The sequence below is a fragment of the Pseudomonas sp. KBW05 genome, from assembly GCF_003852405.1.
Classification (GTDB): Bacteria; Pseudomonadota; Gammaproteobacteria; order Pseudomonadales; family Pseudomonadaceae; genus Aquipseudomonas.
On sequence record NZ_QAJM01000009.1, the window covers coordinates 388829 to 405918 of the forward strand.

18 protein-coding genes are annotated in these 17090 nt (G+C 62.0%); 2 read left to right on the top strand and 16 right to left on the bottom strand.

Annotation, left to right across the window (positions count from 1 at the left end; translation table 11 throughout):
- Positions 1–139 precede the first annotated feature (139 nt).
- From DBR46_RS10555 to DBR46_RS10580, 6 genes are read right to left on the bottom strand one after another with little or no spacing between them, the layout of a single operon-like run.
- Positions 140–1537, bottom strand: coding sequence for a sigma-54 dependent transcriptional regulator (locus tag DBR46_RS10555; protein ID WP_017736167.1), 1398 nt, complete (start codon positions 1535–1537; stop codon positions 140–142).
- Positions 1527–3296 carry a HAMP domain-containing sensor histidine kinase gene (locus DBR46_RS10560; RefSeq protein WP_124526126.1) on the bottom strand — a complete coding sequence of 590 codons (1770 nt, stop codon included), beginning with the start codon at positions 3294–3296 and terminating at the stop codon, positions 1527–1529. The genes DBR46_RS10555 and DBR46_RS10560 overlap by 11 nt, the downstream gene beginning before the upstream one ends.
- Positions 3296–4420 (bottom strand): GNAT family N-acetyltransferase, encoded by a 1125-nt coding sequence (locus DBR46_RS10565; RefSeq protein ID WP_124526127.1) that lies wholly within the window; start codon positions 4418–4420, stop codon positions 3296–3298. The genes DBR46_RS10560 and DBR46_RS10565 overlap by 1 nt, the downstream gene beginning before the upstream one ends.
- Before the next feature lie 31 nt (positions 4421–4451).
- A complete protein-coding gene (locus DBR46_RS10570) occupies positions 4452–5390 on the bottom strand; it encodes a carboxylesterase (RefSeq protein WP_124526128.1) in 939 nt (312 codons plus the stop codon).
- Complete coding sequence (locus tag DBR46_RS10575; protein WP_124526129.1) at positions 5387–6781, bottom strand: aspartate aminotransferase family protein; 1395 nt, start codon at positions 6779–6781, stop codon at positions 5387–5389. The genes DBR46_RS10570 and DBR46_RS10575 overlap by 4 nt, the downstream gene beginning before the upstream one ends.
- The gene (locus DBR46_RS10580; RefSeq protein ID WP_124526130.1) at positions 6774–7475 is read right to left on the bottom strand and encodes an MtnX-like HAD-IB family phosphatase; all 702 of its coding nucleotides are present in this window, start codon (positions 7473–7475) and stop codon (positions 6774–6776) included. The genes DBR46_RS10575 and DBR46_RS10580 overlap by 8 nt, the downstream gene beginning before the upstream one ends.
- Positions 7476–7692: 217 nt before the next feature.
- Here DBR46_RS10580 and DBR46_RS10585 point away from each other — a divergent pair, with 217 nt between their 5' ends.
- Complete coding sequence (locus DBR46_RS10585) at positions 7693–8463, top strand: MipA/OmpV family protein (RefSeq protein ID WP_124526131.1); 771 nt, start codon at positions 7693–7695, stop codon at positions 8461–8463.
- A gap of 145 nt (positions 8464–8608) precedes the next feature.
- On the opposite strand, the gene DBR46_RS10590 is transcribed toward DBR46_RS10585, so the two are convergent.
- The 5 genes from DBR46_RS10590 to DBR46_RS10610 form a co-directional block, all read right to left on the bottom strand.
- Positions 8609–9001: an EamA family transporter gene (locus DBR46_RS10590; RefSeq protein ID WP_124526132.1), complete on the bottom strand. Its 393-nt coding sequence runs from the start codon at positions 8999–9001 to the stop codon at positions 8609–8611.
- Positions 8998–9378, bottom strand: a complete 381-nt coding sequence (locus tag DBR46_RS10595) for a transporter (RefSeq protein WP_017736270.1) — start codon at positions 9376–9378, stop codon at positions 8998–9000. The genes DBR46_RS10590 and DBR46_RS10595 overlap by 4 nt, the downstream gene beginning before the upstream one ends.
- Positions 9375–10295, bottom strand: a complete 921-nt coding sequence (locus tag DBR46_RS10600; RefSeq protein WP_124526133.1) for an arginase — start codon at positions 10293–10295, stop codon at positions 9375–9377. The genes DBR46_RS10595 and DBR46_RS10600 overlap by 4 nt, the downstream gene beginning before the upstream one ends.
- Before the next feature lie 190 nt (positions 10296–10485).
- Positions 10486–11139 (bottom strand): DsbA family oxidoreductase, encoded by a 654-nt coding sequence (locus DBR46_RS10605; protein WP_124526134.1) that lies wholly within the window; start codon positions 11137–11139, stop codon positions 10486–10488.
- 55 nt (positions 11140–11194) lie between these two features.
- Positions 11195–12214 carry an alpha/beta fold hydrolase gene (locus DBR46_RS10610; protein WP_124526135.1) on the bottom strand — a complete coding sequence of 340 codons (1020 nt, stop codon included), beginning with the start codon at positions 12212–12214 and terminating at the stop codon, positions 11195–11197.
- Between the two features lie 182 nt (positions 12215–12396).
- On the opposite strand from DBR46_RS10610, the gene metR reads away from it, so the two are divergent.
- The gene (gene metR, locus DBR46_RS10615) at positions 12397–13314 is read left to right on the top strand and encodes a transcriptional regulator MetR (RefSeq protein WP_017736266.1); all 918 of its coding nucleotides are present in this window, start codon (positions 12397–12399) and stop codon (positions 13312–13314) included.
- 137 nt (positions 13315–13451) lie between these two features.
- On the opposite strand, the gene DBR46_RS10625 is transcribed toward metR, so the two are convergent.
- From DBR46_RS10625 to DBR46_RS10645, 5 genes are all read right to left on the bottom strand, one after another.
- Complete coding sequence (locus tag DBR46_RS10625; RefSeq protein WP_124526137.1) at positions 13452–13958, bottom strand: GNAT family N-acetyltransferase; 507 nt, start codon at positions 13956–13958, stop codon at positions 13452–13454.
- The gene (locus tag DBR46_RS10630; protein WP_124526138.1) at positions 13955–14593 is read right to left on the bottom strand and encodes a LysE family translocator; all 639 of its coding nucleotides are present in this window, start codon (positions 14591–14593) and stop codon (positions 13955–13957) included. The genes DBR46_RS10625 and DBR46_RS10630 overlap by 4 nt, the downstream gene beginning before the upstream one ends.
- A 24-nt stretch (positions 14594–14617) precedes the next feature.
- Positions 14618–15031 (bottom strand): NUDIX domain-containing protein, encoded by a 414-nt coding sequence (locus tag DBR46_RS10635; RefSeq protein WP_124526139.1) that lies wholly within the window; start codon positions 15029–15031, stop codon positions 14618–14620.
- Between the two features lie 185 nt (positions 15032–15216).
- Positions 15217–16557 (bottom strand): HD domain-containing phosphohydrolase, encoded by a 1341-nt coding sequence (locus tag DBR46_RS10640; RefSeq protein ID WP_124526140.1) that lies wholly within the window; start codon positions 16555–16557, stop codon positions 15217–15219.
- A gap of 167 nt (positions 16558–16724) precedes the next feature.
- Positions 16725–16997 (bottom strand): type B 50S ribosomal protein L31, encoded by a 273-nt coding sequence (locus DBR46_RS10645; protein ID WP_124526141.1) that lies wholly within the window; start codon positions 16995–16997, stop codon positions 16725–16727.
- Positions 16998–17090 lie beyond the last annotated feature (93 nt).

Below are 17090 nucleotides of genomic sequence, written 5' to 3' on the forward strand. Positions count from 1 at the left end.
GGTCAAAAACTGTGGGAGCTAAAAATGTGGGAGCGGGCTTGCCCGCGAATGCGGTGGTTCAGTTGGAACATCTTTGACTGACACACCGCCATCGCAGGCAAGCCAGCTCCCACATTTAGATCACTGCCTGACAGAAAGATCAGCGGACTATTTTGTCGACCTGGATGCCGAGCTTTTTCAGGCGATACCAGAAGCTCCTCTCCGAAATCCCGATCTTCGCCGCAGCCGCTGCCTGCACCCCATTGCTCTCCTGCAACGCCGCCAGAATATAAGCCTTCTCCACCTCAGCCAGCGCCGCATCCAGATCCTGCGGCACCCCCGGCCCATCACTGAGGATCGCCGCAACACCGCCCTCACTCGGCCGCGACGCAAACAGATACCCCGGCAAATCGATATCTTCGATCACCGGCGTAGCCGCCACAATCGTCGCCCGCTCCACGCAGTTTTGCAGCTCACGGATATTGCCCGGCCAGTGATACGCCGCCATCGCCTGCAACGCCTCGGCGCTGAACCCGGTGATGCGCTTGCCGGCCGTGGCACTCAGGGTGTGGGCGAAATGGCGGGCCAGCGGCGCGATGTCTTCCACGCGCTCGCGCAACGCCGGCAGGGGAATCGGGAACACGTTGAGGCGGTAATACAGGTCTTCACGAAACTCCTTGTTGGCCACCGCCTCCAGCAGGTTCTTGTTGGTGGCCGCAATCACCCGCACATCCACTTTGCGCTCGCGAGGGTCGCCCACCGGTTCGATCACCCGCTCCTGCAACGCCCGCAGGATCTTGGCCTGCAACGCCAGCGGCATGTCGCCCACTTCATCAAGAAACAGCGTGCCCTTGTCGGCCTGCTGAAAACGCCCTACCCGGTCCGACACCGCGCCGGTAAAGGCGCCTTTGCGATGGCCGAACATTTCGCTTTCCAGTAAACCCTCGGGGATCGCCGCACAATTGACCGCCACGAACGGTTTGTCGGCGCGGCTGCCGTGCTTGTGGATGGCCCGCGCGACCATTTCCTTGCCGGTGCCGCTTTCGCCGGTGAGCAGGATGGTGGCGGCGCTGTCACGCACGGCGTCCACCGCCTGCAACACGCTACGGAATGCCGGGCTGTCGCCCACCAGGCTGTCGAACTGGGCGTGCTCATCCAGCTCGGCGCGCAGGCGCGCGTTGTCGCGCAGGATGTCGCGAAACTGCAAGGCCTTGGCCACCGTGATGTCCAACTCGTCGATGTCGAACGGTTTGGCGATGTAGTCATAGGCGCCGTTGCGCATCGATTGCACGGCGTTCTTCACCGTGCTGTAGGCGGTCATCACGATCACCGGCACCTGGGGATAGCGCACCTTGATCTCGGCCAACAGCGCCGGGCCGTCCATGCCGGGCATGCGCCAGTCGCTGATGACCAGGTCGATGTCTTCCTGCTCCAGCACCTTGAGTGCGTGCAAGCCGTTGCCGGCCACAAACACCTGCACCTCGCTCTGGCCCAGGGCCGATGCGAGCAAGTCGCAGAGCTTGGGCTCGTCATCGACTACCAGAATGTTATGCGTCATGACTGTCCTCGTCGTCTTCGCCGATAGCCGGAATGTACAGGCTGAACGTGGCGCCGGCATCTTTCTCGCTGACGCATTCGATGCTGCCGTCGTGACTTTCCATGATCGAATAGACCTTGGCCAGCCCCAGGCCGGTGCCAGAGGCCTTGGTGGTGACGAACGGGGTGAAGATGCGCTCGATCATTTCCACCGCAATGCCCTGGCCGCTGTCGGCGATGCTGATCAGGGTGTTGTCGCCGACGCTGCGAATCCCCAGGGTCAGGCGCCCGCCGTCGGGCATGGCGTCGATGGCATTGAGGATCAGGTTGAGGCACGCCTGCTTGAGTTGCTTGGCGTCCGCGTAGATCGTCGCACCCGGCGCCTGGTCATCAACCTGCACATCGACGTTGTGCGCCGCCAGCTCCGGCGCGCAGAAGCCGAGGATCTCGTCCACCAGCGGCCGTGCTGGCTGCAACACGCGCAACGGCGGGTTGGGCTTGGCGAAGTCGAGAAACTCGGTGATCAGCTCGTTGATGCGGCTGACTTCGCTGACCACATATTCCAGGTGGCGCTTGTCGGTCTCCGCCAGGTCGGCACGCCGGTGCAGCAGTTGGGTGGCGGTCTTGATAATGCCCAGCGGGTTGCGGATTTCGTGGGCCAGGCCCATGGCGACTTCGCCCAGGGCATGCAGGCGATCACGCCGACGCAGTTGGGCTTCGAGGTGATGCAACTCGCCCAGGCGCTCGGTCATGTGGTTGAACGTGCTGCTCAGTTGCGCCAGTTCATCGCCGCCGCTGACCGCCACGCGGTGCTGGTAATTGCCGGAAATCACCGCATCCACGCCTTGGGACAAGTCGCGCAGGGGCCGGGTCAAGCGCCGTGACACCAATACCCCTGCGCCCAGGGACAGCGCCGAGCTGACCAGGAAGATCAGCACAAACAGATTGCTCTGGTTCACCAACCCCACCAGGCTCGAATGGCGCAACAGGCCGCTGAAGATCACGCCCTGCAGATCGCCGGCGTCATTGAAGATCGGCCAGTACAAACCGCTGTAGTTGTTGGTGAACTGCTCGCTCGGCTGCTTGGTATTGCGCATCGCCGCTTCCACGTCCTTGGGGATGCGCGAAGGGTGATCCTGGAAACGCTGGGTGGAGAAAATCTCCGAGAAACCTTTCGGGTTGGCCAGGTACAGGCGCAGGTCGAGTGAATGCACTTCGGCCACGCTGGTGAGGAAACTGCTGTCCAGGTAGGTCGCCACCAGCAGCAGGTAATCCACGCCTTCCTTGCTGGTCTCGAAGGTCGAGACCACGATGCCGGTGTCGACGCCAGACACGCTCACCGTTTGCAGGACCGCGTTGCTGGTCAGGCTGATCTGCTTGACGATGTCATCGGAGGCTGTGCTGAACATGATCTTGTGGTCGCTGACGCGAATCAGCGCGACCACATCGATGTCCGTCGCATCGGCAATGTCGGCGGTCAAGCGGTCGTGCTTGGCGGCCAGGCGGTCCGAGGGCGGGCTGGCGTAGCGCAGGAACAACTTGGCCATGCGTGCGTTGTCGTGAACGATGTCGCCAATCTCGTCCTTGACGATACGGGTGGACTCTTGCAGCCAGATCCGCACGTTGCTGTCGAAGATCTGCGACAGGGTGGTCGCGGCCAGCTCGGCGGCGATCATCGTCGGGATCACGCTGACCAGCCAGAACGCCAGCACCAGCTTGCGCTGGACACTCCAGCGTGAAATCGCAAACGGACGGGCTTTCTGGCGGGTCTTGGTGATCATCAGGTTTCGCTTATCGCAGCAGCCATGGCAGGGTCGGAACGATCCGGTCGAATAAACAGTTTTACAAGCTTGAGCAGGCCGTTGACCAGCCGGTTGCGGTGCCGGAAGAACACGCTGTTGCCCTGGAATTCGCAGCCCAGGCGCAGCTTACTGGCATACCCGGCCTGCCCGCACTCGTACAACGCAATATTGTGTTCAATACAGTAGTCCACATTGGTCAGCCAGCTGCGAAAGTACAGGTTGTAGTCGCGGGTGAATTCGACGTCATGCCCGAAGAACTTGTCCACCAGGCGGTGCGCGTCCACCAGGATCAGGTTGAACGCCACCAGGTTGTCATCCACCCAGTAGAGAACACACACCGCCCGCCCTCCAAGGCGTTCCAGCACACCGGTGAAGTAGCCGGCGGGCAAGCGCTCGAACTGCAAGTCGGCGCGGGTGAGCGTGGCCTCGTACAGGCGCATGATCTCGGGCAGCACATCGTCGATATTGCGCCGCCACTCCACCCGTGGCCCCGGCGCGCGCAGCTTGCGGCGCAGGTCCTTGCGCGTGGATTTACCCAGGGAGCCGAGGTAGGCGTCCACCGAGCCGTAGGGCAGCGGCAACACGCCCGTGGGCAAGCTCGGCATGCTTTGGAAGCCGGCGGCGCGGCAGCTGTCGGACCAGTGTGGATCGTTGCTTGGCGCGTCCTTGACCGCTACGAGGCCGATGCCAAACTCATCGGCGTCCTCGCGTGCGGCGGCGAGCAGGTGCTTGAGCAACAGCGGGCGGCGCGATTCAGGCACGCTGCTGGCGAAGCCGACGTCGCAGCGTTCGGCTACCGGGGAACCGAGGGCGTACAAGCCCAGCTGCAAAAGCCCCGGCCACAGTCGGTCCAGGCGTTCGGTCAAACGCTTGCCGGCGCCCGACACCGTGGTGTCGAGGCGGTAATGGGTGATGAACGCGGCGGCCACGGCCACCAGCGTTCCATTGTCGTACACCGCGAGGTATCGCCATTGGAAATCCGCGATGGCGGCGCTTTCCACGGCGACGTAATAGTCCCAGTCCTCCAGGGCACCGGGGAAGCAGTCATTCCAGGCACTGCGCTGGAGGGCCCGGATGCTGGGGAAGGCTTGGGCGGTAATCACATTTTTCCCTTATCGCTATGGCCAACACCATTCAATTGTGTGCAGCTTTTTGTGGGAGCGGGCTTGCCCGCGATAGCAGTGGATCAGTCAACACCGCCATCGCAGGCAAGCCAGCTCCCACATTGACCGGTGCTGGCTTGAAGGTGGTGTGTTGCTCGACGAATTGCGCACTCAACTCGATCACCCGGCGGTATTGCAGGTCCACGGTGATCATGTGATAGCAGTTGTCCAACAGGATCTTGGTCACCGGCCCGCCCAGGTGGCGCTCGACGTAATCGGCGTTCCAGCGGCTGGTGATGTCGTCCTCGATGGAGTGCAACACCAGCGCTGGCACCTGGACCTCGGGCATGCGCTTCTTGACCACGGCGTTCATCCGATGCAACTCGCGCACGGTGATGCCTTCCATGGTCAACAAGCCCGCCTCGCTGCTCTCGCCCTCCTTCATCTGCCGCTCGACGATGGCCCGCAGGCGTTCGTTCTTGATGCCATACGGCGGTTGCTCTTCGAAGCGGCACAAATGCACGCCGAACGGAATCTTCATCAGCAAGGGCGTGAGGAACGCCAGTTTGTTGATGCTCCAACCGTCGTACTTCAAGGTGGTGGAATACATCAGCAGCCCGGCGACTTGCCCCGGGTGCTCGGCGGCCACGTACATCGACATCACCGCGCCCATGGACAAGCCGCCGACAAACACCTGCGCGTGGCGCTGCTTGACCTGGGCGAAGGTGTTGCGCACACCCGCGTACCAGTCCAGCCAGCCGGTGGCCTGCAAGTCACTGTTATCGCCGCAATGCCCGGCCAGGGTGGGCACGTACACCGTGCAATTGCCCGCCTTGGCCAGGCCCTTGGCGACCTGGCGCAATTCCGTCGGCGTGCCGGTCAGGCCGTGGATCAGCAGGATCCCGACCGGACCTTCACCGAGAACGAAACCGGCATCACCTTCACCGAGGTCGATCTCACACGTGTTCACCGTTTGGTCGCCCGCACCAGCAGTTGCTCCAGGAGTTTCAGACCCAGGTCGATTTCCGGGTAGCTGATTTCCAGGGACGGCGCCAGGGTGATCACGTTCTTGTAGTAACCGCCCACGTCGAGGATCAGGCCGAGTTTCTGGCCGTCCACGATCATGTCGCCTTTCATGCCTTCTTCGACCATGTAGTCCAGGGTCGCCTTGTCCGGGGTGAAGCCGTCCGGGCCGCAGATCTCGCAGCGCAGCGCCAGGCCCAGGCCGTCGACATCGCCGATGATCGGGAAGCGTTTTTGCAGGTCTTGCAGGCCTTCCAGGAAGTATTTGCCCTTGGCCATGACCATCGCGCCGTAGTCGACTTCGCTGGTCATCTTGAACATCTCCAGGCCCACCGCCGTGCCCAATGGGTTGGAGGCGAAGGTGGAGTGGGTCGAACCTGGCGGGAAGATCTTCGGGTTGATCAGCTCTTCACGGGCCCAGATGCCGCCCAGTGGGTTGAGGCCGTTGGTCAGCGCCTTGCCGAACACGATCACGTCTGGTTGCACGTCGAAGTGCTCGATCGACCACAGCTTGCCGGTGCGGTAGAAGCCCATCTGGATTTCATCGCTGACCATCAGGATGCCGTGCTGGTCCAGCACATGCTTGAGCTCGCGGTAGAAGTTCATCGGCGGGATCACGTAGCCGCCGGTGCCCTGGATCGGCTCGACGTAGAACGCGGCGTATTCGCTGGAGCCGACTTTCGGGTCCCACACGCCGTTGTATTCAGTCTCGAACAGTCGGGCGAATTGCTGCACGCAGTGGCTGCCGTATTCTTCCTTGGTCATACCTTTAGGGCCACGGAAGTGGTACGGGAACGGGATGAACTGCGCGCGCTCGCCGAAGTGGCCGTAGCGGCGACGGTAGCGGTAGCTCGAGGTGATCGACGAGGCGCCGAGGGTACGGCCGTGGTAGCCGCCTTCGAAGGCAAACATCAGGCTCTTGCCATTGGTGGCGTTACGCACCACCTTCAAGGAGTCTTCGATGGACTGCGAACCGCCGACGTTGAAGTGCACGCGACCGTCGAGGCCGAACTTGTTCTTCGCGTCGACCGCGATCATTTCCGACAGCTCGATCTTGCCCTTGTGCAGGTACTGGCTGGCGATTTGCGGCAGAGTGTCGATCTGCTGTTTCAGCGCATTGTTCAGGCGCGGGTTGGCGTAGCCGAAGTTGACGGCCGAGTACCACATTTGCAGGTCGAGGTAGGCCTGGTCTTCGGTGTCCCACACGTAGGAGCCTTCGCAACGGCTGAAAATGCGCGGCGGCTCGATGTAGTGGACGGTGTCGCCGTAGGAGCAGTACTTGGCTTCTTTATCCAGAAGGATCTGGTCTTCGGCGGTAGCGATACGGATATCAGACATGGTGGAAGAGTTCCTGGTTGTCGGCAGCAGTAAAGGAGGTGGCGTTGGCGGCGTTGCCCTGTGGGAGCTGCGCCAGCAATGCAGGCACTTCGGCAAAGGTGTCGAAGCGCGCGTGGGGAATCTGGTGGGTGACGCAGTAATCGGCGAGGCTGCCCTTGGCGAACACGAAGTCGGCGGTGGAGGCCACGCACATGTCGGACTTGCCGTCGCCGATCACCAGCACGCGCTTGTTGCGCGGCGTGGATTTGCACTTGCAGTTGCCGGACGCGGCACGGCAGGCATCGCTGGCATACGGGAAGTCGATGCGCCAGCTGTTCTGATCAACCTGGCGCAGGCGGTTGGCGAGGATCGGCAGCAAGGTCACGTAGTTGCGCGACAGGATGCGCGCGATGCCCTGCTCGATGCCGTCACTGACCACTTCGATGGACGCGCCGAGGCCGATGACCTGATCAACGAAATCGGGGAAGTCCGGGTCGATCTCGACGCTGTCGAAGTACGCCAGCAGTTCGGTGGGCGTGGCCTTGATCAGCGCCAGTTGGCGGCTCAGGCATTCGCGCGAACCGATATGCCCATCCAGCCATTGCTGCTCGATGGTTTCCCACTCGGGGCCGGCGAAGCGTTGGAGGACGTTGTCGATGACATCGGTGGGAGTGATGGTCCCGTCGAAGTCGCACACGATATGCCAGTCAATCATTGCGGTTACCTTGAAAAGGAGCGCGCTGTCTGCGCTTTCACAAGGGGTAGAGCAGGGACTGTGCCAACTGGCCAGCACCCAGCGGGGCTGGGCTTGCGGGCGCTAATGTGTCGTGGGAGCTACAATTTTTGTAGCTTGCTACAAACAAGATCAGTGCTTGCGCGAAGACCGCCCTTCGCGCGTTCATGCGCGCATGTTCAGAGAAGGAAGCCGTTCCATGCACAAGGTCAGTTCTGCTGTATTCGCCGGTTTACTGGGGCTGTGGGGCGTTGCCAGCGCGGCCCAGGCCGAAGGCATCAGCGGTGAAGTGGGCGCGGGCCTCAGCTACCAACCCCACGACCCTACCGGCAGCCGCTACGAAACCCGCCCCGTGCCCTATGTGGATCTGGACTGGGGCAACGTCAGCCTGAGCACCGATGACGGCCTGAGCTGGAGCGCGCTGAATACCCAGGGGTTTACCGCCGGGCCCTATATCAATTACTTGCAGGGGCGTACGTCGAACGGCTCGCTGCAAGGCCTGCGCAATGTCTCGGACATGGCTGAAGTGGGCGGTTTCATCCAATACGCACCGGCCGAGTTCTGGCGCGTGTACGCCCAGGTGGGCCAGGCCGTTGGCGGCGGGCGCGACCAAAGCGGCGTGCTCGGCAAGGTCGGCGGCGAGCTGGGCTACCCGCTGGGCGGCGGGATCATCGGCAGCAGCGGCCTGATGGCGCACTTTGCCGACGCGCGCCAGACCCAGACTTATTTTGGGGTGGACGCCAATGAGTCAGCGGCGTCGGGCTTTCGGCCCTATAACGCCAGTGCGGGGTTCCAGAACCTGACGCTGACGCAAAGCTTCGAGTTTCCGATGGCGCCCAATTGGTCGTTGTTGACCAGTGCCAGCTGGGTACACCTGGTGGGTTCGGCGGCCAACAGCAGCATCGTAAAGGACACTGGGGATGTGAACCAAGGCCAGGTGCAGACGGCCATCAGCTACAAATTCAACTGATTCAACTGGATCAAAATGTGGGAGCTGGCTTGCTCGCGAAAGCGGAGTGTCAGTCAATACATCTTTGACTGAACCACCGCATTCGCGAGCAAGCCCGCTCCCACACAAGCCCGCTCCCATATTGGTCCGTATTCCAGGGCCATTATCAGTTTTCTTCGCCTTCGGCCAGCAAGGCAATCCCGCCGATAATCACCGCCACCCCCACCCAGTGCAGCGGGCTGATATGTTCCCCCAGCCCCAGCCACGAACCGAGCAATACCACCACAAACACCAATGAACTCAGGGGAAACGCCAGGGACAGACTGCTGCGCCGCAAGATCAGCATCCACACGAAAAACGCGCCGATATAGCAGGCAATCGCCGCGAGAATCCCCGGGTTGCGTGCCACAGCGGCCAGCCACTGCCAATTGAAATCCATCTGCCCTAATTGATCGCCGGCCACTTTGGTAAACAACTGCCCGGCGCTTTCGGTGCAGATCAACAAGGCCCACAGCACCACCGTGCCAAAGCGCCCATGCAACCACGCGTGCGTATTCATGCCTGCCCTCCTGCAATCGCCACCAACATCACGCCCAAGGTAATCACCCAGGTACCCGCCCAACGGCGGCGGCTGACGGTTTCACCCAGCACCACTTTGCCCACCAGCACCACCCCGCAATACGCCAACGCCGCCGCCGGAAACAACAGGCTCAACGGCGCGCGGGACAAGGCTTCCAGCCAGACAAAAAACTCGATGACGTAAGCCCCGATCCCCGCCCACAACAGCGGCGCATTGAACACCTGGCCCCAGAATGCATTCAGGCGAAAGCCGCCCTCCAGCTCCGGCAAGCGGTCCAGGCCGAGCTTGAAACACAATTGGCCGATCACATCGAGCACGATGGAAAACGCCACCAGCAACACCACGGTCAACGTCACGGGAACAGCTCCTCAAACAGGTCGATCAGGGCTTCATTGGTCGCGGCATTGCGCTGCAAATCCTCCGGGCTCCAGCGCTCGGCCGGCGGCTGATCGGACTTGGCCTCCCAACGTTTGAACGCGTTGCTGAACGCGGGCTTGGCAAACTCGCCGCACACGTCGATACCGATGATCCGCTTGCCCGCCGCCAAGGCGCGCAGGGCTTGCAGCAGATGGCTCAGGCGCATGCCGCCCTGGTCCCAGTTGGTGGCGGCGTCTTCACTGGCCAGCACGTCTTTGTCGATGGTGATCCAGACCGCGTCGGTGGGCAGGCTGGCGATCATCTGCTCGAGAAACACGCCCCAGTCCAACTCCGCGAGGTTGCGCCAATGCAGGTGATTCTCCTGCTGTTGGTGACCGGCGCCGTCCCCTACCCGGCCCCAGACTTTCGACGGCGGATGCTGCCAGGGAAACAGCTGCAAATGCCCGCGCTTGAGCGCCCCCAGATTGCCTCCGCGCAGTTGCGGGTTGTGCAGGTCATCGCTGCACGGGCCGAGGGTGACGATGCGTTTGATCGCCGGCATTTTCAGCGCGCGGTTGACCCACGAGCCACAGTGACGCTTGGGCGCAAAGCGCACCCAGTCAGGGTGGTTGTCGAAGTGGATCAGGCTGACGGGTTCTTTGAGGTCGGCGAGAAACGCCGGCGTGAGGTGGTGATAGTCGCCGGAGCCGACAAACAGGATTTCCGGCCGCGCATCCACCGGCCGAGGGCGCTGGGCCAGGCGCGCGGCGAAGGATTTCCAGGTTTTTTCGGTGGACCACAGGCGCAGCTTCGGGCCCAGGTCCAGCAAGTCGAGGCGTGTGGCCTGACCGCTGGCCAGACGCCGGGCAATCGGTGCCTGGCTGGTAAGGCTATGGTCGAGATCAAGAATATTCAAGGCAGAGGTGCCCCCTTTATGGCTTCAGGGGGTCAATGCAAGGGCCGGGCCAGCCACTATTTTGAGAACAGTGAATAACCAATGTGGGAGCGGGCTTGCTCGCGAATGCGGTGGGTCAGTCAACATTTTCGTCACTGATACACCGCATTCGCGAGCAAGCCCGCTCCCACATTTAAAGCTGTGTTCGGCTTTAGTTTTTGGCGTCGTTGATGATCTGCCGAATCGCCCCCACAAACGCTTCAGCCGGCTGTCCACCGCTCACCGCATACTGGTCGTTGAACACAATGGTCGGCACCGACGTCACACCACGGGACACCCACAGTTCCTCCTGCTCGCGCACCTCGGCAGCGTATTCATCAGACGCGAGAATCTCAGCCGCGCGCTTCAAGTCCAACCCAACGCTTTCGGCGATGATCGCCAGGGTCGCGTGGTCGGAAGGGTCCTGGCCGTCGCTGAAATACGCCTTGAACAGCGCTTCCTTGAGGTTGTACTGCAAGCCTTCCAGCCCGGCCCAATGCAGCAGGCGGTGAGCATCGAAGGTGTTGTAGATGCGGCTCTGGCCGTCGGTACGGAAGGCGAAGCCCAGTGCAGCACCCATGTCGCGGATGCGCTCGCGGTTGGCCTGGGATTGCTCGGCGGTGGAGCCGTATTTTTCGGTGATGTGCTCGACGATGTTCTGCCCTTCGGCGGGCATGTTCGGGTTCAGTTCGAACGGCTGGAAGTGGATCTCGGCCTGCACCTCGGCACCCAGTTGGTCGAGGGCTTCGGTCAGGCCGCGCAGGCCGATGATGCACCACGGGCAGGACACGTCGCTGACGAAATCGATTTTCAGGGGAGTACTCATGGCTAACCACCTCGTAGGCAAAAACGCGCCGCAAAGGTTGCACGATACACCAATGTCACAGCACCTTCGAAGGCTCGCCCAGGTCAATCTGCGCCCAGTGCGCCGCATCTTCGCGATGGGCTTGCAGGTACGGCAACACCGCCGTCAGCAACGGCGCCTTGAACGCTTCCTGGAAACGGTGGGCCATGCCGGGAATCAGCTTCAATTCACTGCCCTGGATATGCGCGGCCAAATGCACGCCGTGCATCACCGGCAACAGCGGGTCGGCGGTGCCATGCACCACCAGGGTCGGCACGCGCAGTTGGTTGAGCAGCGGCACGCGGCTCGGCTCGGCAAGGATCGCCATGATCTGGCGCTTGACGCCGTCCGGGTTGAACGCGCGGTCGTAGGACAGCGCCGCCTGGTGCAGCAGGGCCTGGCGATCATCCTTCACATTCGGGCTGCCCAGCGCCGCCAGCAGATCGGCCTGCTGCTCCAGCGCCACCTCGCGGTTGGGCGCGCTGCGCCGTGACAGCAATTGCACCAGCGCCGCATTCGGTGCCGGCAAGCCTTCGGCGCCGGAGCTGGTCATGATCAACGTGAGGCTTTCCACGCGCTGCGGGGCCATGGCCGCCAGGTGCTGGGCGATCATGCCGCCCATGCTCGCCCCCAGGACGTGGAATTGCCGGACCTGCAACGCGTCCATCAAGCCCAGCGCGTCGTCGGCCATATCGGTCAGGGTATACGGCGCCGACACCGGCAGGCCGAGCTTGTAGCGCAGCACTTCAAAGGTCAGGTTGGCGCTGGCCGGCGCCTGGCGCCAGGTGGATAGGCCGACGTCACGGTTGTCGTAGCGGATCACCCGGAAACCCTGTTGGCATAGGGCGACGACCACTTCATCCGGCCAGTGGATCAACTGCCCGCCCAGGCCCATCACCAGCAGCAACGCCGGATCGGACGCACGGCCGATGCTCTGGTAGGCGATGCTCACCTGAGCCAGATCGACCGTTTGGGTCGGGACATTGACATCACATCGAGAAGCCGCAAAAGACGGCAGGCCGAACAAGAGAGCGGCCAGTAAAAGCAACACGCGCATGAAAAACACCGAAACGCAGAACCCCAGTAGAGCGCGAGTCTGATGAAGTTTGTTCAAGCGCGCTGCCACAGTTCCATGACAGTTTGATGAAGAGTGCCCAGCGGTCAAGGTCGACACAACCTGCAACATGAGACAAACTCACGCGATTCCGATTCGTCACAAATTGCCTTCATGGAGAGCCCGTGCTCGAGATCCGTCACCTCAAGACCCTGCACGCCCTGCGCGAAGCCGACAGCCTGGTGGAAGCCGCCGAGCGTCTGCACCTGACGCAATCGGCGTTGTCCCACCAGTTCAAGGAGCTGGAGGAACGCCTGGGCATGCAGCTGTTCGTGCGCAAGACCAAGCCGCTGCGTTTCACCAGCGCCGGCCTGCGCCTGCTGCAACTGGCCGATGCGGCCCTGCCGCTGCTGCGCGGCGCCGAGCGTGACATCGCGCGGCTGGCCGGCGGCACCGCCGGGCGCCTGCACATGGCCATCGAATGCCACAGCTGCTTCCAGTGGCTGATGCCAACCATCGACCAGTTCCGCGATGCCTGGCCGGAAGTCGAACTCGACCTGGCCTCCGGGTTCGCCTTCGCGCCTCTGCCGGCCCTGGCCCGTGGTGACCTCGACCTGGTGGTGACCTCCGACCCGCTGGAACTGCCGGGCATTACCTATGTGCCGCTGTTCACTTACGAAGCCATGCTTGCGGTGGCCAACCAGCATGCGCTCGCGGGCAAATCCTACATCGTGCCGGAAGATCTGCTGACAGAAACCCTGATCACCTACCCGGTGGAACGCGACCGCCTGGACATCTTCACGCGTTTCCTCGAACCGGCCGACGTGGAACCGGCCCAGGTGCGTACGTCGGAGTTGACGGTGATGATGATGCAACTGGTGGCCAGCGGCCGCGGCGTGTGCGGCATGCCCCATTGGGCGCTGCATGAATACAGCTCGCGCGGGTATGTGAAGGCCAAGCGCCTGGGCGAGAAAGGCTTGTTTGCAACGCTGTATGCGGGGATTCGTGCGGACATGCTGGATGCGCCGTATATGCGCGATTTCTTGCTGACGGCCAAGGACACGTCGTTTTCGACATTGGATGGCGTCAGCGCCGTTCGCTGATCAAAATGTGGGAGCGGGCTTGTGTGGGAGCGGGCTTGCTCGCGAATGCGGTGGATCAGTTAGAACATCTTTTACTGACACACCGCTTTCGCGAGCAAGCCCGCTCCCACATTGGATAGGGTTTCCACAGTTGGATTTCAGTCGGTCTTCAGTTCGCGCCACATGTGGATCTTGTCGAAGTATTCGACGCCCACCCGTACCGCCAGCGGTTCCAGGCCGTATTGGATGAAACCGCAGCGCTGGTACAGCGCAAAGGCGGCGGCGTTGCCGGCGGTGACAGTCAGTTGAATGACCTTGAGGCGCGGCTGTTTGCGCGCCTCGTCCAAAGCTGCCTCAACCAACTGACGGCCCAGGCCTTGTTGCTGATGAGCGGCATTCACATACATGCCAAACAACGTCACCTTGTGCTGGGCCTTCTCCCGAGGCTCGTACGCCAGGCCGACAATGCCCGCCAGTTCATCCCCGTCAAAAGCACCGAGCAAGCAATCCAACGGGCTGTCCAGGCGCTTCTCCCACCAGCTCAACGGCATCCGCGCCCGCTCGGCCACGCTGGAGGTGAACGCCTGGGGATAAACGCCATACGCCTCCAGCATCAACGCTCGATAAGCCTCGGCATCCTGAGGCCCGAGCGTGCGGATGATCATGCGCTGCGGCGCTGCTCAAGCATCAGCCGCACCGCCAGCGCCGCCAAGACAAAGCCCATGAAATAACGCTGCACCGCCAACCAGGTCGGGTTGTTGATAAACCAGCTGGCGATACTCGCGGCGAACATCGCGATCAGCGCGTTGACCATAAAGCTCACGCTGATCTGGGTGAAGCCCAGCAGCACGCTCTGGGTGAACACCGAACCGTGCTCCGGGGTGATGAATTGCGGGAATACCGAGAGGTAGAACACCGCGATCTTCGGGTTCAGCGCGCTGGTGAGAAAGCCCATGGTCACCAGCTTGCGCGTGGAGTCAGGCGGCAGTTGCTGGGCTTCGAAAGGCGAGCGTGCGCCGGGCTTCACCGCCTGCCAGGCCAACCACAGCAGGTACAGCGCACCGGCCCATTTCAGTACCTCGTAGGCCATCGGCACGGCGAGAAAAACCGCCGTCAACCCCGCCGCAGCGGCGAACAGGTGCACAAAGAACCCCGCCACCACGCCCAACAACGACACCAACCCCGCCTTGCGCCCCTGGCAGATCGAACGGGAGATCAGGTAGATCATGTTCGGGCCGGGGGTCAACACCATCAGCAGGCACGCGGCGGCGAAAATCAGCAACTCGTTGAGTGGGATCACGGTTCAGTCCTTTGCGCCTGCACGTCAGGCGGTGGTGGTCAGCAATGCGCGATAAAACGGCAGGATCAGGTCACGTGTCAAGGGCGCCAACACCAGGCCGCCATCGCCGGCCGGGTCGATCCAGCGCACTTCTTCGATTTCAGCAGCGGGGTGAACCGGCACGTCGATATGCACCTGGAACAGTTGCGCGTCCACGGTGAAACCCGGCTCGTTGGCGGCGGGTGCCGAGAAGTGGCCGAGGTAGACGGCGGCGCTCGGGTCGATGTGCAGGTTGAGTTCTTCGTGCAGCTCGCGCGCCAGGGCTTCGGCCGGTTGTTCGCCGGCATCGATCTTGCCGCCCGGTTGCATGAACGCCTGGGTACCGCGCTTGCGCACCAGCAGGGTTTGGCCGTCGCTGCCGATCAGGAGGGCGGCGGCGATGCGGATGGTGGTTGGCATGGGAGGGCTTCCTTGGCTGCGAAAAAGGGCGCAAGGATCACATGATCGTTGGGAACGCCGCAATCCAATGTGGGAGCTGGCTTGTGTGGGAGCTGGCTTGCCTGCGATACAGGCACCTCGGTTCATCAGATAGACCCAGGTGATCCTATCGCAGGCAAGCCAGCTCCCACATTTTTGACTGCGTTTCAACTGGGAGTAACGGTTTGGTCTTTGATGAACACGCTGTAGCGCGCGCCCTCCATGGTTTCAAAGGCAATCAACTTATCCACCAACGGCAAGTTCAACACCTTGCCCGCATTGAGCAGCAACATGCCGTTATCTGCATTCAAACTGCGCGCCAGCACCATGCCCTCCGCAAGCTCCCGGGTGCCGAGCACTTTGACATTGGGGTCCCCCAAGGTCACGTCGTTGAGGTAAGTGGCACACACCTGCACAAAATCCTCGACCATCACCGGGTCGTACAGGCGCCCGGCGTATTTGCGGATGTACAGCAACGCCTCATCGCTGTTCATCTGCCGCTCCAGGATCAGGCCCTTTTGCAGCTCGATAAAATCCACCGCCAGTTTCAGCAGGCGTGAGCCAGCGGGAATCGCCTCGCCCTTGAGGTGATCCGGGAAACCGCTGCCGTCCCAGCGCTCCTGGTGATGGCGGATCAGCCGCGCGGCATCTTTCATCGGGTCCAGGGTCATCAGCAGCGATTCGCTCTGGGTGGCATAGGCGCGATACCGCTCGCGGTCACTGCTGTGCAGCAGGTCCGAGGGCGAGGCCATCATGCTGTCGCTCCAGCTCAACTTGCCGATGTTGTAGAGCGCGGCGGCCATGGTCAGGTCGCGGTTGCTGGCGTCATCCACACCGTGGGCCACGCACCAGGTACGCACCAGTTCAATGATCTGCCGATTGGTCTGCTTGGCGCGTGGCAGGCGCAGGTTGGCCAGCAGCGAGAACACTTCGGTGCCGGTCGCGTAGCTGTGTTTGAGTTCTTCGTAGGCCAGGTCGAGCATGTCGGCAGTTTGCTGCAACTCGCTGGTGCGCGCGGCCACGTGTTTTTCCAGCGACGCGTTGAGCTGCTTGAGCTCCTCGTTCTGTTGCAGGGTCAACCGCTCCAGGCGCAGGCGTTCGCGCTCGGAATGCTGGTGGGCCAGGGATTGGCGCAGGGCCAGCAGCAACTCTTCGTCGTTCCAGGGCTTGCTGAGGTAGCGGTAGATCTCGCCTTCGTTGATGGCTTTGACGATCAGGGTCAGGTCGGTTTCGCCCGTCAGCAGGATGCGCACGGTGTGCGGGTAGTGCTGGTGGATATGCGCCAGCAGCGAAGCTCCGTCCATGTCCGGCAAACGCGCGGCGCTCATCACCAGGTCGATCGGTTGGTCGGCGAGAATCGCCAAGGCATCGGCAGCGCAGGTGGCGCTGTACAGGTCGAACGGCTCCAGCCGCAGCAGTTGGGTGAGGCTGTGGAGGACGTCCGGGTGGGCATCGATCAACAGCACCACGGCACGGTCGGCATCGGTAAAGGTAACTGACTCTCCCATGGGACACCTCGGATCGTCGGTGTGCGTTCCTTAGGGTATGGGCCTGCCTTCCTGGCGATTACTGAGTAGTTTAGTAGGTTTTGCTGAAAATGATGGCCTTACGATATCAATGCACAAAAAAGCCGCTCCAGAAACCAGAACGGCTTTCGAAGTGAAACCTGTGTGCCTCACGCGTCGGCTTTTTTCGGACTCGAGCCAAACGACGCAAAACGTTTGTTGAACCCGGCAATCCGGCCTTCGACCTGGGTCTTGCGCTGTTGGCCGGTGTAGATCGGGTGCGAGGCGCTGGACACGTCCAGCGGGATGTACGGGTAGGTGTTGCCATCACTGTGTTGATGGGTGCGGTCACTGTCGGCGGTGGAGCCGATCAGGAAGAACACATCGGCGGCGGTGTCGTGAAACAGCACGGTGCGGTAGTCGGGATGGATTCCAGCTTTCATAGGGCCTCCGGGGCATAGTTAATGTTATACAGTAACGCAAATAATGCACCCAAACGAGAACCGATTGCAATAAGAATAGACCCGCCGATTCTA